This window comes from Limnovirga soli (assembly GCF_013106755.1).
GTDB lineage: Bacteria > Bacteroidota > Bacteroidia > Chitinophagales > Chitinophagaceae > Limnovirga > Limnovirga soli.
Genome location: NZ_WHPF01000004.1, coordinates 414876 through 437769, shown reverse-complemented (window position 1 = coordinate 437769; position 22894 = coordinate 414876). Strand labels below are relative to the sequence as shown.

14 protein-coding genes are annotated in these 22894 nt (G+C 39.4%); 6 read left to right on the top strand and 8 right to left on the bottom strand.

Features of this window, described 5'->3' with window-relative positions; translation table 11 throughout:
• Positions 1-730: 730 nt before the first annotated feature.
• Positions 731-4177: a glycosyltransferase family 117 protein gene (locus tag GD597_RS21960; RefSeq protein WP_235954207.1), complete on the bottom strand. Its 3447-nt coding sequence runs from the start codon at positions 4175-4177 to the stop codon at positions 731-733.
• A 345-nt stretch (positions 4178-4522) separates the two neighbouring features.
• Here GD597_RS21960 and GD597_RS07275 point away from each other — a divergent pair, with 345 nt between their 5' ends.
• Entirely contained in the window at positions 4523-4816 is a 294-nt protein-coding gene (locus GD597_RS07275) for a hypothetical protein (RefSeq protein WP_171607166.1), read from the top strand.
• 219 nt (positions 4817-5035) lie between these two features.
• On the top strand, positions 5036-5917 hold the full coding sequence (gene cysM, locus GD597_RS07270) for a cysteine synthase CysM (RefSeq protein WP_171607165.1): 882 nt from the start codon (positions 5036-5038) through the stop codon (positions 5915-5917).
• A 141-nt stretch (positions 5918-6058) separates the two neighbouring features.
• Here the strand turns inward: cysM and GD597_RS07265 are convergent, their stop codons facing one another.
• Both GD597_RS07265 and GD597_RS07260 read right to left on the bottom strand, forming a co-directional pair.
• Complete coding sequence (locus GD597_RS07265) at positions 6059-7786, bottom strand: phospho-sugar mutase (protein ID WP_171607164.1); 1728 nt, start codon at positions 7784-7786, stop codon at positions 6059-6061.
• An 86-nt stretch (positions 7787-7872) separates the two neighbouring features.
• On the bottom strand, positions 7873-8379 hold the full coding sequence (locus GD597_RS07260; RefSeq protein ID WP_171607163.1) for a phosphoribosyltransferase family protein: 507 nt from the start codon (positions 8377-8379) through the stop codon (positions 7873-7875).
• A gap of 233 nt (positions 8380-8612) precedes the next feature.
• Between GD597_RS07260 and GD597_RS07255 the strand changes: the two genes are divergently transcribed.
• Positions 8613-9950, top strand: coding sequence for a (Fe-S)-binding protein (locus tag GD597_RS07255; protein ID WP_171607162.1), 1338 nt, complete (start codon positions 8613-8615; stop codon positions 9948-9950).
• 182 nt (positions 9951-10132) lie between these two features.
• Here the strand turns inward: GD597_RS07255 and GD597_RS07250 are convergent, their stop codons facing one another.
• From GD597_RS07250 to GD597_RS07230, 5 genes are all read right to left on the bottom strand, one after another.
• A complete protein-coding gene (locus tag GD597_RS07250) occupies positions 10133-11506 on the bottom strand; it encodes a sulfatase-like hydrolase/transferase (protein WP_171607161.1) in 1374 nt (457 codons plus the stop codon).
• 176 nt (positions 11507-11682) lie between these two features.
• The gene (locus GD597_RS07245; RefSeq protein WP_171607160.1) at positions 11683-12531 is read right to left on the bottom strand and encodes a DUF4405 domain-containing protein; all 849 of its coding nucleotides are present in this window, start codon (positions 12529-12531) and stop codon (positions 11683-11685) included.
• A gap of 207 nt (positions 12532-12738) precedes the next feature.
• Positions 12739-13653 (bottom strand): sugar phosphate isomerase/epimerase family protein, encoded by a 915-nt coding sequence (locus tag GD597_RS07240; RefSeq protein ID WP_171607159.1) that lies wholly within the window; start codon positions 13651-13653, stop codon positions 12739-12741.
• 135 nt (positions 13654-13788) lie between these two features.
• The gene (locus GD597_RS07235) at positions 13789-15342 is read right to left on the bottom strand and encodes a carboxylesterase/lipase family protein (RefSeq protein WP_171607158.1); all 1554 of its coding nucleotides are present in this window, start codon (positions 15340-15342) and stop codon (positions 13789-13791) included.
• Positions 15343-15583: 241 nt separating this feature from the next.
• Positions 15584-17926 (bottom strand): glycoside hydrolase family 3 C-terminal domain-containing protein, encoded by a 2343-nt coding sequence (locus tag GD597_RS07230; protein ID WP_171607157.1) that lies wholly within the window; start codon positions 17924-17926, stop codon positions 15584-15586.
• Positions 17927-18222: 296 nt separating this feature from the next.
• Here GD597_RS07230 and GD597_RS07225 point away from each other — a divergent pair, with 296 nt between their 5' ends.
• The 3 genes from GD597_RS07225 (at position 18223) to GD597_RS07215 (ending at position 22877) form a co-directional block, all read left to right on the top strand.
• Positions 18223-19002 (top strand): NUDIX hydrolase, encoded by a 780-nt coding sequence (locus tag GD597_RS07225; protein WP_171607156.1) that lies wholly within the window; start codon positions 18223-18225, stop codon positions 19000-19002.
• 446 nt (positions 19003-19448) lie between these two features.
• Entirely contained in the window at positions 19449-21893 is a 2445-nt protein-coding gene (gene thrA / locus GD597_RS07220; RefSeq protein WP_171607155.1) for a bifunctional aspartate kinase/homoserine dehydrogenase I, read from the top strand.
• A gap of 21 nt (positions 21894-21914) precedes the next feature.
• A complete protein-coding gene (locus tag GD597_RS07215; protein WP_171607154.1) occupies positions 21915-22877 on the top strand; it encodes a homoserine kinase in 963 nt (320 codons plus the stop codon).
• Positions 22878-22894 lie beyond the last annotated feature (17 nt).

Below are 22894 nucleotides of genomic sequence, written 5' to 3'. Positions count from 1 at the left end.
CTTTTTCCCCCTCACTATCCATCTTCCTCTCTACCAGTTATCTCGTTTGGGGTTGCAAAAGTAGAATTTAATTTTATTCTACCAAATAAATTTTCAACTTTTTGAATTATTTATTTGAAGTATTTTACTTAAAGAACTTTCGATTTTTTCGGAGTGCAAAGATATGATATTCAATGAGATATGCAAATATTTTTTGTAAAAAAAATTTGAACTATTCAGCATTAAATCAAATCAAATAACTGCGATTTTAAAAGCGGGTTGCAAATATAATGAAGAATGAATTAACCACCAAGATATTTGCGAAATTTCAACTTTTTATTCGAAAGCTTTTTTAAAAGAACTTGCTTTGTTTCAAAGCGGGGCGCAAAGATAAGCGCAAAACATTTCTTATCAAATTTATTTATAAAAAAAATCTAGATATTTTTAATATTTAGGCGTTTTAAGGCGAGTAAAAATAATGCCATTATCATAATTGCAGTTAACATTTGTATTACACAATATTATTGGTATTTAAGTATTGAATAGGCAGTAAAACTTATTTTGCTTTTTATTGATAGATTACCTGTATTGATGTATTTGTTGCTTCTTTAAATGTGGAACCCTGATGTGTGCGACGCAAGAGGCGATGCCATCTAATTCAGCTGCCGGGCTAATAATATACACTTACAAAGGCGATGGCATAAAAAAGCCCTGCATTTTTGCAAGGCTTTTAAATTGATTATATGATGTATTAAGGTGCAACTGGTGCCTTTAAAGTGTCGTTTCCTATAATGCCCTGTTCGTTTATGACAGGCTTAGGCAAATTGAAGGCCTTTTCAATTTGGTCTAACTGCGACAATAAAGTGGAGGCGCTTTGCTTTTCGTAAGCCATATTATCAGCTTTTATACCAATTAAGGCATCGTAGTACCTAACTTGTTGTTGTAAATCTTTTTTTACATCGGCGAGTACTTTTGCCGCCAATTGAGTATCGCCGGCGCGGTAACAGGCTTCTAAAAAGGCCATAGAGGTTCGGTCGTGATCATTAAACCTTGATACCATGCCAAATGGAAAATTTTGTTCCAGCACCATTTTATCAGAACGCTGGAGTACTTTTCTGGCATCGTCCTTCCTTCCTTTATATATAAGATCGAACGATAATTCAATATCTGCCTTTCTAATATCATTTAAATGCCGGCGATTTTCTTCATCAAAATAAACACCTGGCAAATTAGCATTTCCGTAACTCCATTTCTTAGGATCCATTACCAATTTAAACATCCAATCGGTATTTACCTGAGAATTTGCAACAGGAACAAGTCTGTAAGACAGGCCATCCTTTCTCAAATAATCTCCAAAACCCATTTCGCCATATTGCTGAGTAAAATAGATTGGTCTTTTCCATTTATTTGCCGCAATGATGTTGAGTAATGCTAAATCATTTTTCATAATGGCATATTTGCCCTGAGGTATCTCAAAACGCATTTCACTCAGTACACTATCGGTACTATTTACTGTTCCATTTGTTTTTACAAGATTGATATCAACCGGTACAGATACCTTATGGCCAGGATAAGTGTTTAAGTTATCGCCACCCCTATTGTACATTAATGCAGGATCCTCACTACCAGCATAGGATTTCATCATATCATATAAATCGTAGTAACGATCATCAGGGAAGGATGGATTTGGCTGAAATACAATATAATCCCTTTTCCTGCCTTCAATTTGATCTGCCGACCAAATAACATCAATCGAATCACTCTGATTTACTTTATACCTTAACTGGTTTATATACCAATCTATACCAAGTAAGCTGGTATTGATTACCCTGATATCGGGTCTAATACCTTCTACTTCCTGAGCATACCATAAAGGGTAGGTATCATTATCTCCAAAACTGAAAAGAATTGCATTTGGGGCACAACTTTCCAAATAGTCACGTGCTAAATCACGTGGCAATTGCTTTTTACTACGATCGTGATCATCCCATTCCTGTGCTGCCATTAATATAGGCACCAACATAGAAATAGCAAAAGCCGCTATAGTAATAGCCTGTTTATTTTTTACCAATTTTAAAATATAAGGTAACCCACCGGCAACTGCAGCAAGTACAACAAAGAAGCCAATACCAACAGTTAAACCTGCGGGGCTTCCATATCCTGCAATTAAAATGGAAAACATAAAAATAAAAGATACGGCTGCGCCTCCAATCAAAATATCTTTCAACAGCTTTTGGTTCCAGGTGGAAGCTAATTCTACAAAATAAGGAACTGCCAGGCCTATCCATACTGCAAATGCATAGAAGGAACCAACATAGGCATAATCACGTTCACGTGGCTGCTGACCTGCCTGATTAAGGTAAATTACAATAGCAAATCCTGTAAATACAAATAATAGCAGGTTTACTATTGCATCATCATTGCGCTTTTTATAATGGTAAAAAAGTCCAATTAGCCCTAAGATAAAAGGCAACATAAACAATACATTATGAGCTTTATTGTTCTTAAGACTGTCTGGTAACATAGTCTGATCTCCATACAATGCATTATCAATGATTGGAATACCGGTAATCCAGTTACCATCTCTTACATTACCAGAATATACGCCTTGTATATCATCCTGCTTTCCACTAAAATTCCACATAAAGTACCTGATATACATAAAGTAGGTCTGGTAACTAATGAAAAACTTTAGGTTATCTCCAAATGTGGGGTCTCTTTCATATTTACCATCCTGGGTTTTCCCGATTCCCATGAAAACGGCATAATAATCAGCATGGCCCTGGTCGTTACTGGCATCCCACATACGAGGGAAAACCATTTTATCCTGGGGCTGATACACATATTTCAGGTCTTTCCCGTTATCGATATACTTATCGGTTCCTTTCTGATATTTAGTGGCGCCTTCCTTATAACTGGCCGGCTCGGCAGTAAATTTTTGTCCATATAAAATTGGAAAATCACCATACTGATCACGGCCTAAATAACCTACTAAACTTTGCGGATTATCCACATTATACATATCTACGGAAGGATCTGCATTACTGCGAACCATTGTTGTTAAATAGGTGCTATATCCTATTAATGTAAACGTAACACACCAAAGGCCAAGGCGTAAATATGCCCAATTCTTTTTGGTAGCGTACCTTAAACCTAACCAAATAGCAAAAGCCAATAATAAAAAGAAGAAAACAAAGCCGGAAAAAAATGGAAGTCCGAGATTATTTACTGCGATAATATCAAATATTCCAGCGCCTTTTATAGTATATTGAATAAGTGCAATCTGTACAATACCTACCAAAATGAAACTCAGGATCATAAATATATAAGCGCCACCATTTATTTCTTTACGGCTTTTATTCATCCCTTCAATTACATATAAAAGTCCAATAGCAACAGCAGTACCCAGAATCATTAAACCCGACATGGTACCATCCATTGGCAATCCTCTTTCGGCATCAGACTCCCCATAAGCTGCCAGCATTGAGGCAGCCACACCCAAAACGCCACCCACAATTACCAATCCAATAAAATATTTACGCAATAAAGCATAATTGAAAGAGCTTCTTCTTCTGTAATAGTAAGCCAAAACAATAGCAGGGATACATAACAAACAAAGCAAATGCACCCCAATTGATAAGCCAATCATAAAGAAGATAAAAATGATCCATTTATCAGCACCGGGCTCATCTGCTTCACTATCCCATTTTAAAATGGCCCAAAATACGATAGCGGTAAAGAAAGAACTCATTGCATACACTTCACCTTCTACTGCGCTGTACCAAAAAGAATCAGAAAAGGTATAGGCCAAAGCACCAACTATGCCTGCCCCCATTATAGTCCACAACTGAGAAGAAGTTAATTCCTTATCTGAAGCATCAGAAACAATTTTCCTGGCAAAGTGGGTAATACTCCAAAAAAGAAAAAGAATTGAAAACCCACTGGCCAAGGCGCTCATTACATTCACAGCTTTAGCTGCTGTTAAAGGGTTGTCGCCAAATAAAACAATAAATATTCTACCAAGTAATACAAACAAAGGAGCTCCGGGCGGATGTGGCACCTGTAATTTGAAACAGCTGCTTACAAATTCTCCGCAATCCCAGAAGCTACCGCCCTGTTCACTTGTCATTATATAAACACCGCAGGCAAACAGACATACCATCCAGCCCGTAATAATGTTGACTTTTTTAAAATTCATACCGGTTTTGGTTTTTTGAAAGTGTGGCAAACCTATTGTAAAAAATGTAAAATTGAAAATTCAAGATAGCTTAAATCAATGCTTTAACGCTTTATTTTTCCACTTTTTACATATTCGCTATAAAATATCAGGCACCAATCTATCTATTAAGCCCCGCCAAAGGCTATTACACCCTATACAACCCTTTTCATTAGTTTCAAATTGCCTGAATGCAGTTTAAACTGGGTTATCTGCCATTCTACAAAATGTTGTTAATTTTTCTTAATGTTTTTCTAATACGCTAAATTAATCGCTGTTTGTTCTTTTAATTACTTTTATCGCATCACATGAGTTAATAATCATCCAATGGCTCCCAGCAACTATCCGGCTTCTTTAAGTAATGTTGTTTTCGATTTAATGAATGTAGAAATAGTACATTCTACACTACGTAATAATACTTTCGAGTATAAAATCTGTTGTTCTGAGGATAAAACCATCCGTCAGGGACAATTTAAAGGGCCAAATGTGCAGTTGCGTTTAAGTTTTTTCAACCAGGGCAACTATTCTTTCCATCTTTTTACCAATGGAGAGCAAATACAGCGTTCTATCTTTGAAAAAAGAACGCATACCAATTCTGCAAAGGCTTCTCTGCTCCAATAATTGTTGTACCATATTTATTTCCCTTTTTAGCAACTGTATTTTTATATAGATTGCTGTATAATACAGAACTTGTGTTATAATTTACCGTTATAATCTTGGGGCGTTACCCTTACGGGTCGGGCTTTACGCTGCAAGTCCTCGCCCTTTTAGGGCTGTGGGCTTTCCGCTCCAATCCCTAACGCAATAAAACATTTATTAAAGCAATAGAAAAACATACACATGGCCGGAATTTTAGATCTTGTAGGCAATACCCCACTGGTAGAACTTAAACATGTTACCATCAATAAAAACGTTTCTATTTATGCCAAAATGGAAGGCAATAACCCCGGAGGCAGTGTAAAAGACCGGGCCGCCTATGGCATGATAAAAGGTGCTTTAGAACGTGGAGAAATTACCCAAGGTATTAAGTTAATTGAAGCCACCAGTGGTAATACAGGCATCGCATTAGCTATGATTGCCAGCCTGTTTGGTGTTGAAATAGAAATAGTAATGCCCGAAGATGCTACAAGAGAGCGGGTTTTAACCATGCAGGCTTTTGGGGCTAAAGTAATTCTTACCCCAAAAGAACAATCTATGGAAGGGGCCATAGATTATGCCCGTAAACAAGTTGCTGCCGGAGGTTATTTGATGCTTAATCAGTTTGACAACCCCGATAATGCAGCTATGCATTATGCTACAACCGGACCCGAAATTTGGAAAGATACCAATGGAAAAATTACCCACTTTGTATCTGCAATGGGTACAACCGGCACCATTATGGGTGTTTCGGCTTATCTTAAAGAACAAAACCCTGCCATTCAAATTGTGGGGTGCCAGCCCAGTGAGGGGTCACATATTCCCGGGATACGTAAATGGCCGGAAGCTTATTTACCTAAAATTTTTAAACGCGAAAGAATAGATAGAACAATTGAGGTAGATGAAGCAGATGCGCGGATAATGGCAAAACGCCTTGCCAGGGAAGAAGCTATTTTTAGTGGCATGAGCAGCGGAGGCTCAGTTTATGCCGGCATTAAGTTATCTACCGAAATTGAGTCGGGCATTATTGTTTGTATTATTTGCGACAGAGGCGACAGGTATTTATCCTCGGATTTATTTGATTAATTTTTGCTGCATTTTGTGCTAAACGTACAAGTGAGTGACACAAGAAAAGCCTATTTCTTTTACAACAGCTGGTTTCAAAATAAAAATAAAAAAGCTGACGAATTAATATCCGTCAGCTTTTTTTATGGGAACAATAAGCTATTATTTTAGATGCATATCGGTAATAATACCCTTTATTCTTTGTTCAAGTAATTCATGTGTGGCATCGTATTCTTCTTTGCTGGCCAGCCTGGTATTTACACTAAAGTAGAATTTAATTTTAGGCTCGGTACCACTGGGGCGGGCAGAAATTTTGCTGCCATCTTCTAAAATAAACTGTAATACATTGCTTTTGGGCAAGGTAATATCCCAGGTTTCGCCGGTTTGAATGTTTTTGCCAATTTGCAGCTGATAATCTAATAATTGCAACACTTTTGAGCCATTAATAACCGAAGGCGGGTTATTGCGATAGCTCTGCATCATCTCAGCAATTTCTTCCTGGCCACGCATGCCTTTTTTGGTGATGCTAATCAGGTGTTCCAGATAAAAACCATACTGAATATATAGTTCAATCAGTTTATCGTACAGTGGTTTCTGCTGATTTTTTTCGTACGCGGCCATTTCGCAAAGAAAAGCTACAGCAGATACGGCATCTTTATCACGCACTTTATCGCCTACCATCATACCAAAACTTTCTTCGCCACCAATTACATAATTTTCTATGCCTTCTTTTTCTTTAATTAATTCTGCAATCCATTTAAAACCGGTTAATACATCATAGCTGGCCACATTATTTTGCAGGGCTACTTCTTTAATCATATCGGTTGTTACAATGGTTTTAACCACCATATCGTTGGCCTGCGCAATGCCTTTGGCTTTGCGGGCTTCTATCATATAGGTAAATGCCAATACCGCGGTTTGGTTACCATTCATTAGCACCCACTCACCTTTATGGTTTTTTATGGCAATACCTACACGGTCTGCATCGGGGTCGGTACCCAATAATATGTCGGCATCAAGTTCTTTGGCCTTTTTTAGACCAATACTCATCGCTTCACTTTCCTCTGGGTTAGGGTAAACAACTGTAGGAAAGTTGCCATCGGGTTTAGCTTGTTCCTCTACTATATTCACATTGGTAAACCCAAAAGATTTTAACACCTCGGGCACCAGCATAATACCGCTACCATGAATTGATGTGTACACAATTTTTAAATCGTGTTGTTTGGCTATAACATCGGGGTAAACGCTCAGGCTTTTTACCATATTTATATAGGCATCGTCTACTTCTTTACCAATAATGGTAATATTGGCTTCACCGCCAGACCATTTTACATCGTCAACACTGGTAATAGCTTCAACTTCAGTAATTACATTTTTATCGTGTGGCGGTACCAATTGTCCACCATCGCTCCAATAGGCTTTATACCCATTATATTCTTTTGGGTTATGAGATGCAGTACAAATAACGCCTCCATTACAACCTAAATGGCGTATGGCAAAACTTAACTCAGGTGTTGGTCTTAGTGCATCAAATAAAAAAACCTTTATGCCATTGGCACCAAATACATTGGCGGTTGTTTCAGCAAAAAAACGGCTGTTATTGCGGCTATCGTGCGCAATAGCCATTTTTATTTCCGTATCAGGAAAAGTCTTTTTTAAATAATTGGCAAAGCCCTGTGTAGCACCACCAATGGTGTATTTATTCATTCTGTTGGGGCCTACACCCATTAATCCACGAATACCGCCAGTACCAAATTCAAGGGTGCGGTAAAAACTTTCTGCTAATTCATCGGGATTATCTTTCTGTAATCTAACAATCTCATCTTTTGTTTGCTGGTCGTAGTTTCCAATTAACCAGGCATTTACTTTTGTTTCAATAGCGGCATCCATAGTGTATGTTTTATGCAACAAGTTTACTGATTATTCATGACTAATATTAGGTAAAAGCAGCTTTTTTATGAAATAAAAGGACATTGTTATTCCGACGAAACCACCACTCCGGTTATTTCGCCATTCTCTACATCAATGTGTACAAGGTCTTCTTTGGTGGTAGCTAAAGACAGGCCAACATAATCTGGCTTAATAGGATATAGTTTATGCATGCGCTCAATCAGCACCATTGTTTGTACGCTTTTTGGGTAAAAATCAAGTAGGGGTTTCATGGCGTATAACAATGTTTTACCACTATTGCTTACATCATCCACTACAATTACATTTTTTCCTGTAAAGTCAACCGGTTCACTTAATTCAATCTCTTTTGGAATGTCCTTATCAAAAAAAATAGAGATAATTTTTATAGGCACGTTCATATATTGAGGCAATAAAGCCCCTACTTTCTGTGCAATGGCCGATCCCCTTTGCCTAACGCCAATCAAAATCAGCTCAGCATTATCACCACTTAGGTTTTCTGCAACTTCCAATGCCATTCTATGCAATTTTTGCGCAGCTACCTCTTTATTTAAAATACTTTTTTTATCGCTCATGTAAACGGTTTATTGTGTAAAAAAAGGAAATTATTTCCAAATGTAAAGCATTCACAAACTAAGTTTGTAAACAGCCAAAAGTCTATCTTAGCATAATATAAATAACAGCCAATGTTATTAGCCTGGCAAAATAGCTATAATGAAGCTTTACTTGCGTCGCACTCTTCAACTGCAGCAAAATGCCGGGCAAAATATAATTATTACAACAGTGGCACAAACATAAAAACAGGTATATGCAAATCATTTTTCAGATAGCTTTTATCCTTTGTATTGCCATAGCCGCCTGGCTTTTTAGCAAAAAAATTAAGGAGATTAAAAGAAATATACTGCTGGGCAGAGAAGAGGCGATACTAAATAATCCTGCACAACGATGGCGAAATGTGCTTTTACTCGCATTCGGACAAAAAAAAATGTTTAAAAACCCGTTGGTGGCGGTGATGCATTTTATTATTTATGCTGGTTTTATCATTATTAATCTGGAGGTATTAGAAATTGTACTGGATGGTGTACTTGGCACTCATCGGTTGTTTATTAGTGTATTTCCAATACCATTATATAGTTTTCTTATTAATGCTTTTGAATGGCTGGCGGCAGGTGTTTTACTTGTATGCATTGTATTTTTAATCAGAAGAAATATATTACAGCTACGCCGTTTTATAAGTAAAGACCTAAATGGCTGGCCACGCAGCGATGCTAATTATATTCTGCTTACAGAAATAATTTTAATGACGCTTTTTTTAACCATGAATGCGGCTGATACCTTATTACAGCAGCGTGGATATGGCCATTATGCCGGGCATATGACTGGCAACTTCTCTATATCAGGGGTTTTGCAACCTGTATTGGGCAGCATTTCCAACGAGGGTTTGGAAATATTGGAAAGAGTTTGCTGGTGGTTACACATTTTAGGAATACTTTCTTTTTTAAATTACCTCCCCTATTCCAAACACCTGCATATTTTACTTGCTTTTCCAAATGCCTACTATGCACCTTTACAGCCTCAGGGCAAAATGGATAATATGCCCGAGATTCAAAATGAAGTTCTTTATGCCATGCAGCCGGAGTTGGCTCCCACAAATATTTCAACAACCGATACGCCTAAAAAATTTGGCGCCAAAGACATATTTGATTTAAGCTGGAAAAATTTATTAGATGCCTATAGCTGCACTGAGTGTGGCCGCTGCACTGCCGCTTGCCCGGCTAATATTACGGGTAAACAATTAAGCCCCAGGGCTATCATGATGAAAACCCGTGACCGTGCAGAGGAAGTGGGTAAAATAATTAATGCAAACGGTAGTTTTATAAACGACGACAAATCCTTATTAAGGGATTATATTTCCGAGGAAGAAATACGTGCCTGTACTACCTGTAATGCTTGTGTTGAAGCTTGTCCGGTTAGCATTAGCCCGCTGGATATTATTGGGGAATTAAGGCGTTATCTTGTAATGGAGGAAAGCAATGCACCTCAGGAATGGAACGGCATGTTTAGTAATACAGAGAATAATTTTGCACCCTGGAAATTTGCGCCCGATGACAGGGATAATTGGGCAACGGAAATGCAGGATGTATAATTAATCTGCCATAAACACATATTTTGCTGCCAAATGTGCTATTGTACAAGAGTGCGACGCAAGTAAAGCTGATGTATAACCATACAGTTCGGAACAAAAAAATTGATAGTTTTCAAAATACTTAATACACAAGAAAGCCCGTTCTGCTGAACGGGCTTTCTTGTGTATAGCAAATAATATTATTAATGTAAACTATCCAGTATTGCCTGAAACCTTGCCTTTCTTAACGTTTCATAAGGAGACATTCTGGTAGGCTTTATTGGTTTCTTTTCTAAAGGGTCTTTTACAATATTAAAAAACACGTCGGCACTGTCGTACAGTTTATAGGTATGATCCTGAACCCAACGTAATAAAATTGTGTTGCCTTTATTGGTATTGGGTGCGTAGTGATTAAATATCCAGTCTCTTGGCGTGTATGTACCTCCAATTAATTGATTGTAAAAGCTTTGTCCGTCTGTTTGACCGTAAGCTAGTGGAATAGTGATACCTGCAGCATCGCCTAATGTAGGCAGAAAATCAGTAAAATCAATTAAATTGGTATTTACCTGCCCCGGAGCAATGCCGTTTGGCCATAATACAGTTAAGGGAACGTTGGTACCAGACTCGTTGGTTTGGCTTTTACCACCTTGCACCAGTTTGCCATTTACCCATGAATAAATTTCGCTCGGCGTGCCGTTATCGCCTACAAATATTATAATGGTATTATTGTAAACACCTACTGCCTTTAATTTATCAATGATTATTCCAATTTTCTTATCCATGTATTTTACCATAGAAGGGAAAAAACTGGTATCAGAAGGATTGCCTTTACTTATCCATGAAGCAAATTCAGGATCATCAGGAGTTGGAGAAAAAGGATCATGACAAAGCGTTATGGGGAAATAGGCAAAGAATGGAGTGGTTTTGTTTTTGTCTATGAAAGATAAAAGACGATCTGTAAATATATCATCGCCATATTTGCCTTCAGTTTTGTTTTTAGGCAATAACACGCCTTTCTCATACACCTGAGGATCTTTATAATGAGATCCTATTCTAACGCCATCTTTTATGGCATTCCATAAGCTGTAATCATCAAATCCAAAACCATGGATACCGGCATCACCACCATCTAATTGCCATTTTCCACCAACAAAAGTGGCATAACCAGCACTTTTTAGCAGATTGCCAAAGGTTGATTGGGTGGGATCTAAAACACCCCATTCATCATAATTTCTAAAATTATACTTACCCGTCATAATACATACACGGGAAGGGGAACATAATGGAGAGCTGTGGCATTCGGTAAATTTCATACCTAATTGTGCCATCATATCAATATTGGGTGTTTGATAGCTTTGACCGCCATAACAAGTCGGAATGTCTACACCAACGTCATCACCCAAAATGAAAACAATATTTGGTTTTGTTGTAGTCGTAAGGTTAGAAGAAACGCCATCGGTTTCCGTAACTGCCTTAAAATCTTTGGTTTTATTACAACTATACACCAAAAAAAGTGTAGCTATTGCTGCGAGGGCTGTTACAAGATATTTTTTCGTTGGTGTTTTTGGGTTTATCATATTCATTAAATTTTTAGGTGTGCCTACAATCAAATTGTTATTGGCTACAAATATAGAATGATGCGCCTGCAAGAATCCTTAAAGAGTAATTAATAGATATTAAATTGAATATATAAATGGGCCTAATTGCACTTCATTATAGTGCATTTATATCATGCCACATCAAATTGGTTGCCCTATTTAAGGGTGAGAATTGCTTTATTCAGCAAGGTTTCTTTTGGCGCCCGCAATACAAATGCATTTGATTTGGATGCATCTATTGTTGCAAAGTAGGTTTCCTGTGTATTACCGCTTCTCACCAGTAGAAATACATTGTAAACCGCAGTAGCGCTTGTATTGGTGTTTAGAAAAAAATTATCTGTTGGTGTTGCATTATTAAAATTGGCTGTTTTATCTGATGCTTTTGCTGCCCATTGTGGCAATAATGCCGGATCAAGATTTACATTGGTGGCTTCTCCTTCTTCAATTGCTTCGCGTACATTGGTTTCCCCTTCAGGCAGTGCTATGGTGGAAGCTGGCACAAACAAGTTCTGCATAAAATTACCCGCAGTATCTTCTACCCAAATGGCTATTACCGGGGTTAGTACAGTGTCATTTTTCTCAATAATAAAATTCAGGTGGCTACCTTTTATATTTTCGTTAGTGGCTATTTTTACAAACATGGTACGGTCGGCACTACCTTCTCTCCTTTCCCCTTTGGTAAGTTCTTCCCCGGCATGTTGAATTTCATTAAACGGTGGAATGCCAAAACCAACGCCAGCCAATAATATCAAACTTACCACTACCGCAACCAATAATTCTTTTTTTATACGGCTTCCGCCTTTCTGCTGTGTGCTATATACTTTTATGGATGCCCAGTTATTTTTTATATGAAATATGGCAAAGCCTATAAACAATAAACCAAATGCAACATGAATAGCCGTTACAGGCCCTGGCTTTATAGCAAAATACAATAAAAGTCCGGTTATAGCTATAGATAAAAAGGCAAAAGCAATGGTTAAGCTTATTATATTTTTCTTCTTCATGTGGTGGAGATATTTATTAGAAGGCGCAAACATATCCATACCATGGCAGTAAAAAAAATAATCAGCATAGCTTTTATACCATGCTGATTATACATATTATTTACTTTAATTATTACCACTTTGCTTTATGGCTGAATAGCATTACCACGGTACAAGAGTGCGACGCAACGAATGCCCCATATATGCACTTTTGCCGGGCCAATACTGCTACAATAAATTGGTGGTAATATATTTATAACTGGCAGTAATGCTTGCCAATGCATCTACAGGCATGTCGTGCTCTACATAAAAATGTTTCATGCCGGCAATTTTTGCGGCTTTGAATATAGGCGCATAATTGATGGTACCACTGCCCACCGGCAAAATATTTTCACGGGAAGCATCTAAATCTTTTACATGCCATAAAGGAAAACGGCCTGGGTGTTGTTTAAATAATTCAACAGGGTCTTTGCCACCTTTTGCTGCCCATGCAAGGTCAAGCTCCATTTGCATTGTGGTTTGCGATAAGAACAGTTCGTAAGGCACCTGACCTTCTACAGCATGAAACTCTGCATCATGGTTATGATAGGCAAAACCAATACCTGCTTTTTTACAGGCTTCGTGGGTTTTATTCAATACTTCGATAGAGCTTTTTATTTCGTCCAAGGTATTGATGGGCGTATTGGCGCAAACCAAATATTCAACACCACCTTCGGCAGCTTCATCTACCAGCTCCTGCATATTGTCCTGTAAATTGCGCATGGGTGGTATCACAATGGGTTTACCATCCAGGCCCGCAGGCATTTTGGCACCGGGAGGTAATTTAAAAGGTACGCCCAATACATGATGCGATTTCCAGCTTAGACCAATACTGGATAAATAGGCATTAAATTCTTTTGCTTTCATACCATAATAGCCGCCCTTTTTGCTAAAGGCCGATTCTATTTCTGTATAACCCACATCAGCAATCTTTTTTAATGTGCCTTCTACGTCGTTATCAATCTCATTAAAAAATGTAAATAACTGCAAGCCCACGGCGTGTTGCTTTTTGGGCAAAAATGCTGCCGATAATTTATTTGAGAACAACATGGTTCCCATAGCTGCCGCCCCGGAATGAAGCAGGAATTTTCTTCTGTTGTACATTGATGTTGGTTTTAGTTGTTGGTTAATTTATTTAATTATTTTTTAGCCAGGCAATAGTAAAAGCAGCTGGCTTTACTTGCGTCGCACTCTTCAGGGCCAGGCACTTTGCGCAACAAAATGCCATTTCAGCAGCCCTTATTTGCCTTTTAAATGATGATACATAAAGTCCAATGCAGCTTTATCGGGCAAAGCGGCAGATGCGCATTTTTCACCCAAGATCATCACTTCATTAGTTTTGGTATCAAAAGCTTTCCACTCAGGCAGGCCTTTACCATTTGGGTTTCCGGTGGCAGCAAAATTGGCCCAGTAGCTACTCATTATTGTAGCCAGTTGCTCATCAACAGGCAGCCATGCCCGGTGCACATATTTCAGATTATCATATGCATAAGCTACTTCGCCTGTGTGAAAGGCACCATACTTTATATACTCTCCGGTAGCAGGTAATTTGCGGGTAAACCGGTACACATATACAGGTGCATTATTCTTATTACTCTGTACATTGGCCCAGGTATAATTTTGTACACCAAAAATCATATCTCTCGATACTTTTATTTGGGTTGCAGCCGCTTCTGCATCAGTAGTGGCAGGGTAAAATTGCAGAAAAGTGTTTGCCTCGGTTCCATAGTCGGCAGTAGCTTGTTGTTTAAATTCTTCCGCATTTTTTAATGGGCCAAATATTAATCCTTCATCTTCATTCCATCCGGTTAGCAGGGCTACTTTATTTTCTTTGTTAGCAGCAAAAATAGCTGCGATAGTTGCCGGCAAAACATAACCATCTACAATTGGGCCGCTGCCTTGTGCATTGGTTAATAAATCTGCAGCAGTTATATTTCTTAATGCTGCTATTGAATTGGCTTTAAATGTTTGGGCTATTTTTTCACCCACTGCTTCTGCTTGTTTAAGCGATGTACTACTTCTAAACGGACCAGGAACAAAACTGGCACCACTTTCAGCAATAGCTTTTGTAAATAAACCCTTTGCCAATGGAGAAGCTACCAAACAATTTACACTCATTGAGCCTGCAGATTGGCCAGCAATGGTAACATTATCAGCATCGCCACCAAATTGGGCAATATTTTGCTGTACCCATTGTAATGCCGCAATCTGATCCATTAAACCATAATTACCTGAGGCTCCATTGGCTGATTCTTTTGTTAATTCCGGATGCGCAAAAAAACCAAAAACACCTACCCTGTAATTGATGCTTACAAAAACAATCCCTTTTTTGGCCATGGCTTCGCCATCATAAACGGCGCATCCACTGCCACCGCTGTTAAAGCCACCACCATAAATCCATACAATTACAGGCAGCTTTTCCTTGGTTGATTGTGCTTTTGTCCAAACGTTCAGGTATAAACAATCTTCGCTGATAGGTTCTTTGGGAATAAGGTATTCTTCTGTCCATGGTCCAAATGGAGCAGGGCTGCTTTGCATCGCACTGGCGCCAAATGTAGTGCATTGCTTTACGCCTGTCCAAGGTGCAACCGGCTGTGGGGCTTTCCAGCGCAAATTGCCTACAGGTGGTGCGGCAAAAGGTATGCCCTTATATATGTGCACATCGCCGGTATTATTTACAGTACCTGCAATTAACCCTGCATTTGTTTTTACAATATCTATTTTATTTGTTGTAAACGAACTTATGGCAACAGAAAGACCAATACATAAAAGAAGGAAAAAAATTATTCTCATAGCGGCAATTATTTATTTGTAATTATTTCTTGTTACTGAAATTGAAAAAAGAAACGGGTGTGCAATAATCTGGCAATCGGTTTTAACTAAACAGCAAACAAGTTATGGCAAAAATCAATTCATAAATAAATGAGCATCCGTAACCTGTATTTAATGCTGAATAAAGAGCCAGGCCCTGCAGTGTGCGACGCAAGAATGCTTCATGGCAGCGGCAATGCCTGGCTCATAATATGCCTGCCAATTAAGGCTTAAGTTCACTAATGGCTGCGGCTGGTGCCAATACTTTATTATCCTTCTCAGTTACTAACTCTTTTGCCAAAGAAAAGGCAGCCGTTGTTTTTATATTTTTTGAGGAAGCACAAATTTTTACGGTATAGTTACCTGCTTCAGCAATCCAGGATGTGCTTTGGGTATCAAATGAAACAAGGTCTTCGACATTAATGGTAAAGCTGATGGTTTGCGATTTACCCGGTTGCAATAGATTGGTTTTTGCAAAACCTTTTAATTCCTCGGCAGGTTTATCTAATTTTTTAGCAGGTGCACTAATATATAACTGTACCACTTCTTTACCCGCAACAGTACCTGTATTGGTAACGATTACAGTTGCAGTAATTTTACCATTAAAAGTATTACTGCTTAATGCCAGTTTACCATAATTAAATGATGTGTAGGATAAGCCGTAACCAAATTCATATGCCGGTTGCACATGAAAGGTATTATAGTAGCGGTAGCCTACATAAACACCTTCCCCGTAAGTTACTTCGGCTGGAATGGCTTTCATACCCATCATACCGGTGGTAGCTTTTTCAGGGAACTCTTTACCGGGGAAGTTGTTAGCAGATGGTACATTATTATAGGCAACAGGAAAAGTAGTAGCCAGTTTACCGGATGGATTTACTTTACCGCTTAATACATCTGTTATAGCATTACCGCCTTCCATACCAGGCTGCCATGCAAGTAAAATAGCATCGGGCTCTGCACTCCAGCTGGCTGTTTCAATTACGCCGCCAATATTTAAAACCACAATTACTTTTTTGTTTTGGGCATGAAAGGCAGCAGTAACATTTTTAATCATCAGTTGCTCAGTATCGCTTAAATTAAAATCGTTTTCTAATTTACGGTCTCTGCCTTCACCGGCATTACGGCCAATAGTAATAATGGCAATATCATCCTGCGCTGCTTTTTGGGCAATTACATCGTTTGCTACCAACATTTCGACAATAGGCGGCGTTGGGTTCATAAACTCCTGGAAAAATCCTTTTTTTGGATGTTTGATTCTCTCGGTACGCAGGTATTCCGTATAGGTATTTGCCAGATCGGCATCTGGGTTATAACCACTATTGGTTAAGCCTTTTACAAAGGATACGATGTAGGCCTTATTTACATCCCCGCTTCCTGTACCACCGGCAATAATATCATAAGAGGTATTACCAAATACAGCCACATTATGTACATTTTTTAATGGCAAAGCTTTATCGTTATTCTTTAACAATACCATCCCCTCTGCGGCCGCCATTCTTGAAATACCGGCATCTTTTTTCAGGTCTGGATTATTAGAAAATTTATAGCCTTTAAATGTGGGGGTTTGTACAATAACCTGTAAAATACCCGCTACATTTTCATCCAGCACTTTTACATCCAATGCACCAGTTTTTACCGCATCTATAATGGCTTGTGACTGCTGAGCAGTTCCCGGCATCAACAAATTATTACCTGCTTTTATTTGTGCTGCAGCATCTTTACCGCCAAACCAGTCTGTCATTACAAAACCTTTAAAACCCCACTCTTTTCTTAATATGGTTGACAGTAAATCATAGCTTTCAGAAGCGTATGCGCCATTGATATAATTATAAGAACTCATTACCGTCCATGGCTGCGATTTTTTTACGGCTATCTCAAAGCCTTTCAAATAAATTTCACGCAAAGCCCTTTCGCTAACAATGGTATTTACGGTATTGCGGTTGGTTTCCTGGTTATTGGCCGCATAGTGTTTTATAGAAGTACCTACCCCATTGCTTTCAACACCATTTACCATGGCAGCTGCAATATTTCCCGAGATCACAGGATCTTCACTATAGTATTCAAAATTTCTGCCACCCAATGGGTTGCGGTGAATATTTAATGCAGGGGCTAACAATATATCAATGCCATATTCACGTACTTCATTACCAAAAGCTACTCCTACTTTTCTAACCAGGGCAGTATCCCAGGTTGATGCCAGCAAAGTGCCCACCGGCCAGGCGGTGGCATAAAATGTTTTACCAGGCTCAGTTTTACGTACCGAATCTATGCGTACACCTGCCGGACCATCCGCTACCACAATAGAAGGAATACCCAATCTTGGAATAGCAAAAGTAGTTCCAGCAGCACCTGGTACTTTATCCTGGGTTTCACCAACTACCGGACCACCAGGCGGTTTCATACCGGGCAAACTAAAACCATTACCCACCAGCAGCTTGGCTTTTTCTTCCAGTGTCATGGCGGCAATAACTTCTTTAATGGTATTTTTTCCCAGTTGCGGTGCCTGGGCATAGGCTGGTTGTAACAACATCCATGCTACAACAATTGCAAGGCAGTATTTCATATCAGTGTTTTTTTAGTGCATAAATGTACTTATTATTCCGTAATTTTTACGCAATGAAAAAACGGGCACACATATTTTAATAATTATGAGCCGGGCAATAGCAATATTGGCAGCTGTACTTGCGTCGCACTCTTGTACACCTGCACTATATGCAGCTATAATTTTTGCATAGCATTGGCATCCATATTGAGTTTTATAATTATATGAATACCTGCTACAAAAAAGCATGACAATCCACTAATTATATTTCTGGCTTATTTATTTTATATTGAACCTCAAAACGCTAATTTTAAAGCATGAACGAAGAAAAGGATACGATTGAGCTGATGGAGAATGGACATAGCATTTACCTGCCCCACTTATCAATTGATTGCGTAATTTTTGGTTACCATGAGCAGCAATTAAAAGTATTGCTGCTAAAATGGAAAAACAGAAACAGATGGTCTTTACCCGGTGGATTTATAAAAAATGAAGAAAACCTTAGAACAGCTGCTTCCCGTATTTTAAAGGAGAGAACCGGGCTGGACGATATTTTTCTGCAGCAGTTTCACACTTTTGGAGAACCCACCCGGTCAGAACGTTCACCCGAAGATGTTGAACACCTATCTTCCATTACCAATACCCCTTTAGACATGGAGCATTGGCTGCTAAAACGTACCGTGTCCATTTGCTACTATGCCGTTACCGAATTTTCGAAAGTAGACCCCCAACCCGATTTTTTATCAGAGCAATGCGAATGGCAGGAAATAGATCGTTTGCCCGAGCTAATTTTCGACCACCGCGATATGATTGAAGAAGCACTAAAAACCCTAAGGCTGCATATTTATCACCAGCCTATTGGCTATAATTTATTATCAGAAAAATTTACCTTACCCGAAATACACGATTTATACGAAACCATTCTTGGCAAGGCTTTGGACAGACGCAATTTTGCCAAGAAACTACTCTCGCTGGGGTTGATAAAAAAATTAAACGAGCGCAAAAGTATTGGCGCCCACCGTTCGCCCTATCTATATAAATTTGATAAACGCAAATACGAAAAAGCTTTGAAGAGTGGTATTGTGTTGGTGATATAGATAAATATGGTGATGCGCTTTTATCTATGCATTTGCCTATCACCGGAATGGAGGAAAAATATGTTTTCTTACTTCTAGATCTTTCCGGCCCACATTCCCCACACTTAAAGCCCAATAAACTATCCAACCGTACAAGAGTGCGACGCAAGGATGCTGCATAGTGGTCAAATAGCCGGGTTAATAACTCCTATTTAAAGCCGGCAGGAAAGGGGAAATTATTTTTTTAAAAGCTAACGATTGTTATCTACATCAGCACAATTAACTTCGCCGGCACAATGGAAATTTTTATTACTTATACCACTTCTTACCATGTAGCAGCTACTGCTACCACTACCACATTTACCACAACCCGTTAGGGTTGTACTGCATGATATTACCATTGGGGCTTTATAGCTGATTACAAAGACAAAAGTTATTTTTACATTTTATTTACTTAAGCGCATAGTATGAAGGTTTTAAAATTTGGCGGCACATCAGTAGCTAACGCACAAAATATTCAGCAAACTGTTTCTATTATATTAAGATCGGCCGAACCACAAATAGTGGTGGTATCTGCTTTAGGCGGCGTTACAGATTTATTGATTAAAGCCGGCACGCTGGCCGAGCAAACCAACGACGGCTATAAAGAAGTACTGGAACAACTGGAATTAAAACACCTGGACGCCGCAAGGGCCCTGCTTCCGGTTACCCACCAAAGCAGTTGCCTTAGCATGATTAAGCAACAGTTTAACGAGCTCGATGAAATTTGCAGCAGCGTATTTTATTTAAAGGAATTGTCGCTACGCACCCGGGATCGTATTATAGGTTTTGGAGAATTATTGTCTTCAAAAATCATCAGCGCCTATTTATTGTCGCAGCAGGCGGCACATGAATGGGTAGACAGTCGCCAGGTAATAAAAACCAATAGCAACCATGGTTTTGCGGCTGTAAATTTTCCTGCCACCAATGCATTCATACAGTCACGCATCAACCAATCGGATAAAAAATTGTTTCTGGCGCCGGGATTTATTGCCAGCGATGAACAAGGCAATACCACCACTTTGGGCCGTGGCGGATCGGATTATACTGCCGCCATATTTGCATCGGCCATCAATGCCAGCTCATTGGAAATATGGACAGATGTAACCGGCATGATGACAGCTGACCCACGCTGGGTTAGCAATGCCAGAACCATCAAACAAATTTCTTACCGCGAAGCGATGGAGCTATCGCATTTTGGCGCCAAAGTAATTTACCCGCCTACCATACAACCGGTAATGCAGAAAAATATCCCAACCTGGGTAAAAAACACTTTTGCTCCGGATGAAGCCGGTACCGTAATTGAAGAAAACGGAGTACATGATGGTGAAATGATTACCGGTATTTCCAGCATAAATTCTATTGCCTTACTTAGTTTGGAAGGCGGTGGCATGGTAGGTATACCTGGTTTTTCAAAACGCTTATTTGAATCGCTGGCCGGTGAAAAAATAAATGTTATTCTTATTACCCAAAGCTCCTCCGAACATTCAATTTGTGTAGCAGTAAATAGTGCAGATGCTGCCAAAGCAAAAATTGCGGTGGATACCACTTTTGAAATTGAAATAAGCTCAGGCAAGGTGGAACCTTTAAAACTGGAAGAAGACCTTGCCATTATTGCCCTGGTGGGCGATAAAATGAAAAGCCATCCCGGCATTAGCGGCAGGATGTTTGGCTCACTTGGCCGCAATGGTATTAATATCAGGGCCATTGCACAAGGTTCATCGGAGCGCAATATATCCGCAGTAATTGCTTCAGCCGATGTAAAAAAAGGGGTAAACGTTTTACACGAAGCCTTTTTTGAAGAAGTATATAAACAGGTAAATATTTTTGTGGTTGGTCTGGGAAATGTGGGTAGTAAATTAATTAGCCAGCTAAAACAACAACAGCAATTTTTGCTGGAACATTTAAATCTGCAGGTTCGGGTTACCGGCATTGCCAATAGCCGTAAAATGTTGTTTGCCGATAATGGCAACGATATTGATCTTAATAACTGGCAAATAAATTTACAGCAGGCACCCGACATGCACCTGGATGCATTTGCCGATACCATTATTGCAAAAAATTTACGCAATTCAGTTTTTGTTGATATTACTGCCAACGAAGCGGTGGCAGGCATTTACAGCCGCTTACTGGAAAAAAGTGTTTCGGTAGTAGCTTGTAATAAAATTGCAGCTTCATCTGCCTATGCCAATTACAGCAAACTAAAATCGCTGGCCAAGGAATTTAATGCGCTTTATTTATTTGAAACCAATGTGGGTGCCGGTTTGCCCATTATTGGATCACTGAATGATTTAAGAAGAAGCGGCGACCAAATTAATAAAATACAGGCTGTGCTATCGGGCACATTAAACTTTGTATTTAATAATTACAATGGTACCACTTCATTTGCATCGGTAGTAAAACAGGCACAAGATGAGGGCTATACAGAACCAGACCCACGTTTAGACCTCGGTGGCACCGATGTGATGCGCAAAATAATGATACTTGCCCGTGAAGCCGGTGAGAAAATTGAGATGGATGATATTACCAATAATGGCTTTTTACCTGCCAGCTGTTTTGAAGGCACCGTAGCAGATTTTTATGCCGAAATGGAAAAACAGGAAGCCCATTTTAAAGCCATTTATCTGGAAGCTGCCGCCAATAATTGTAAACTAAAATTTGTGGCCAGCTACGAAAACGGTAAAGCCACTGTTGGCCTGCAACATATACCTGCCCATTCTGATTTTTATCACCTGTATGGCAAAGACAATATTGTACTTTTCTATACACAACGTTATCCCGAACAACCCTTGGTAGTAAAAGGTGCCGGCGCCGGTGCCGATGTTACCGCCAGCGGTGTTTTTGCTGACATAATCAGGGTGGCCAGGGTATAACCAGTACAAAAAACTACAAAAATGACCAACTTAAACAATCAGCATATTGCACCAATAGTGGGCAGCACCTGTAAAGTGTTATCACCCGCAACTGTTGCCAATGTGGTATGTGGTTTTGATATTCTTGGCTTTGCCTTAAACGAGCCAAACGATATTATTACCCTCAGCATCAGCAACGGGCCGGGGGTTACCATTATTAATGCAGATGATTTTAACCTGCCTACCAAGGCCGAAGACAATGTATCCGGCGCCGCGTTAATAGCCTTGCTGGAAGAAACCCCCGACGTACAGGGCTTTACGCTTATTAGCGAGAAAACCATTAAGCCGGGCAGCGGTATTGGTTCCAGTGCAGCCAGTGCAGCAGGTGTGGTGGTGGCAGCCAATCATTTATTGGGCAACCGCTTTAGCAAGGCCGATTTGGTACGGTTTGCCATGTTTGGCGAAAAGGTGGCCAGTGGTGTAAAACATGCTGATAATATTGCGCCCTGCATTTATGGCGGCGTTACACTTATCCGTTCCATTTATCCTTTGGATATTGTAAGTCTGCAGGCGCCCTTATTACATGTAACGGTGGTGCATCCGCAAATTGAAGTACGCACTGCTGATGCCAGGCAAATTCTCAGGCAAAAGGTGTTGCTTAAAGATGCCATTAAACAATGGGGCAATATTGCCGGACTGGTAGCCGGATTGTTACAGGGCGATTATGACCTGATTGGGCGATCATTGGAAGATGTGATTATAGAGCCGGTGCGCAGTATTCTTATACCGGGTTTTGATGAAGTAAAAAAACGTTGCAAAGAAGCCGGTGCATTGGGTGGCGGTATCAGCGGTAGTGGACCTTCTATTTTTATGCTAAGTAAAGATGCGGCAACTGCAGCAGCGGTAGAAAAAGAAATGGCTGCCGTATTTACCCGCATTGGTATTGCATATCATACGCATTTAACCACCATAAATTCTGAGGGCGCAAAAGTGGTGCCTTTATAAGGGTGTACCAAGCTGTA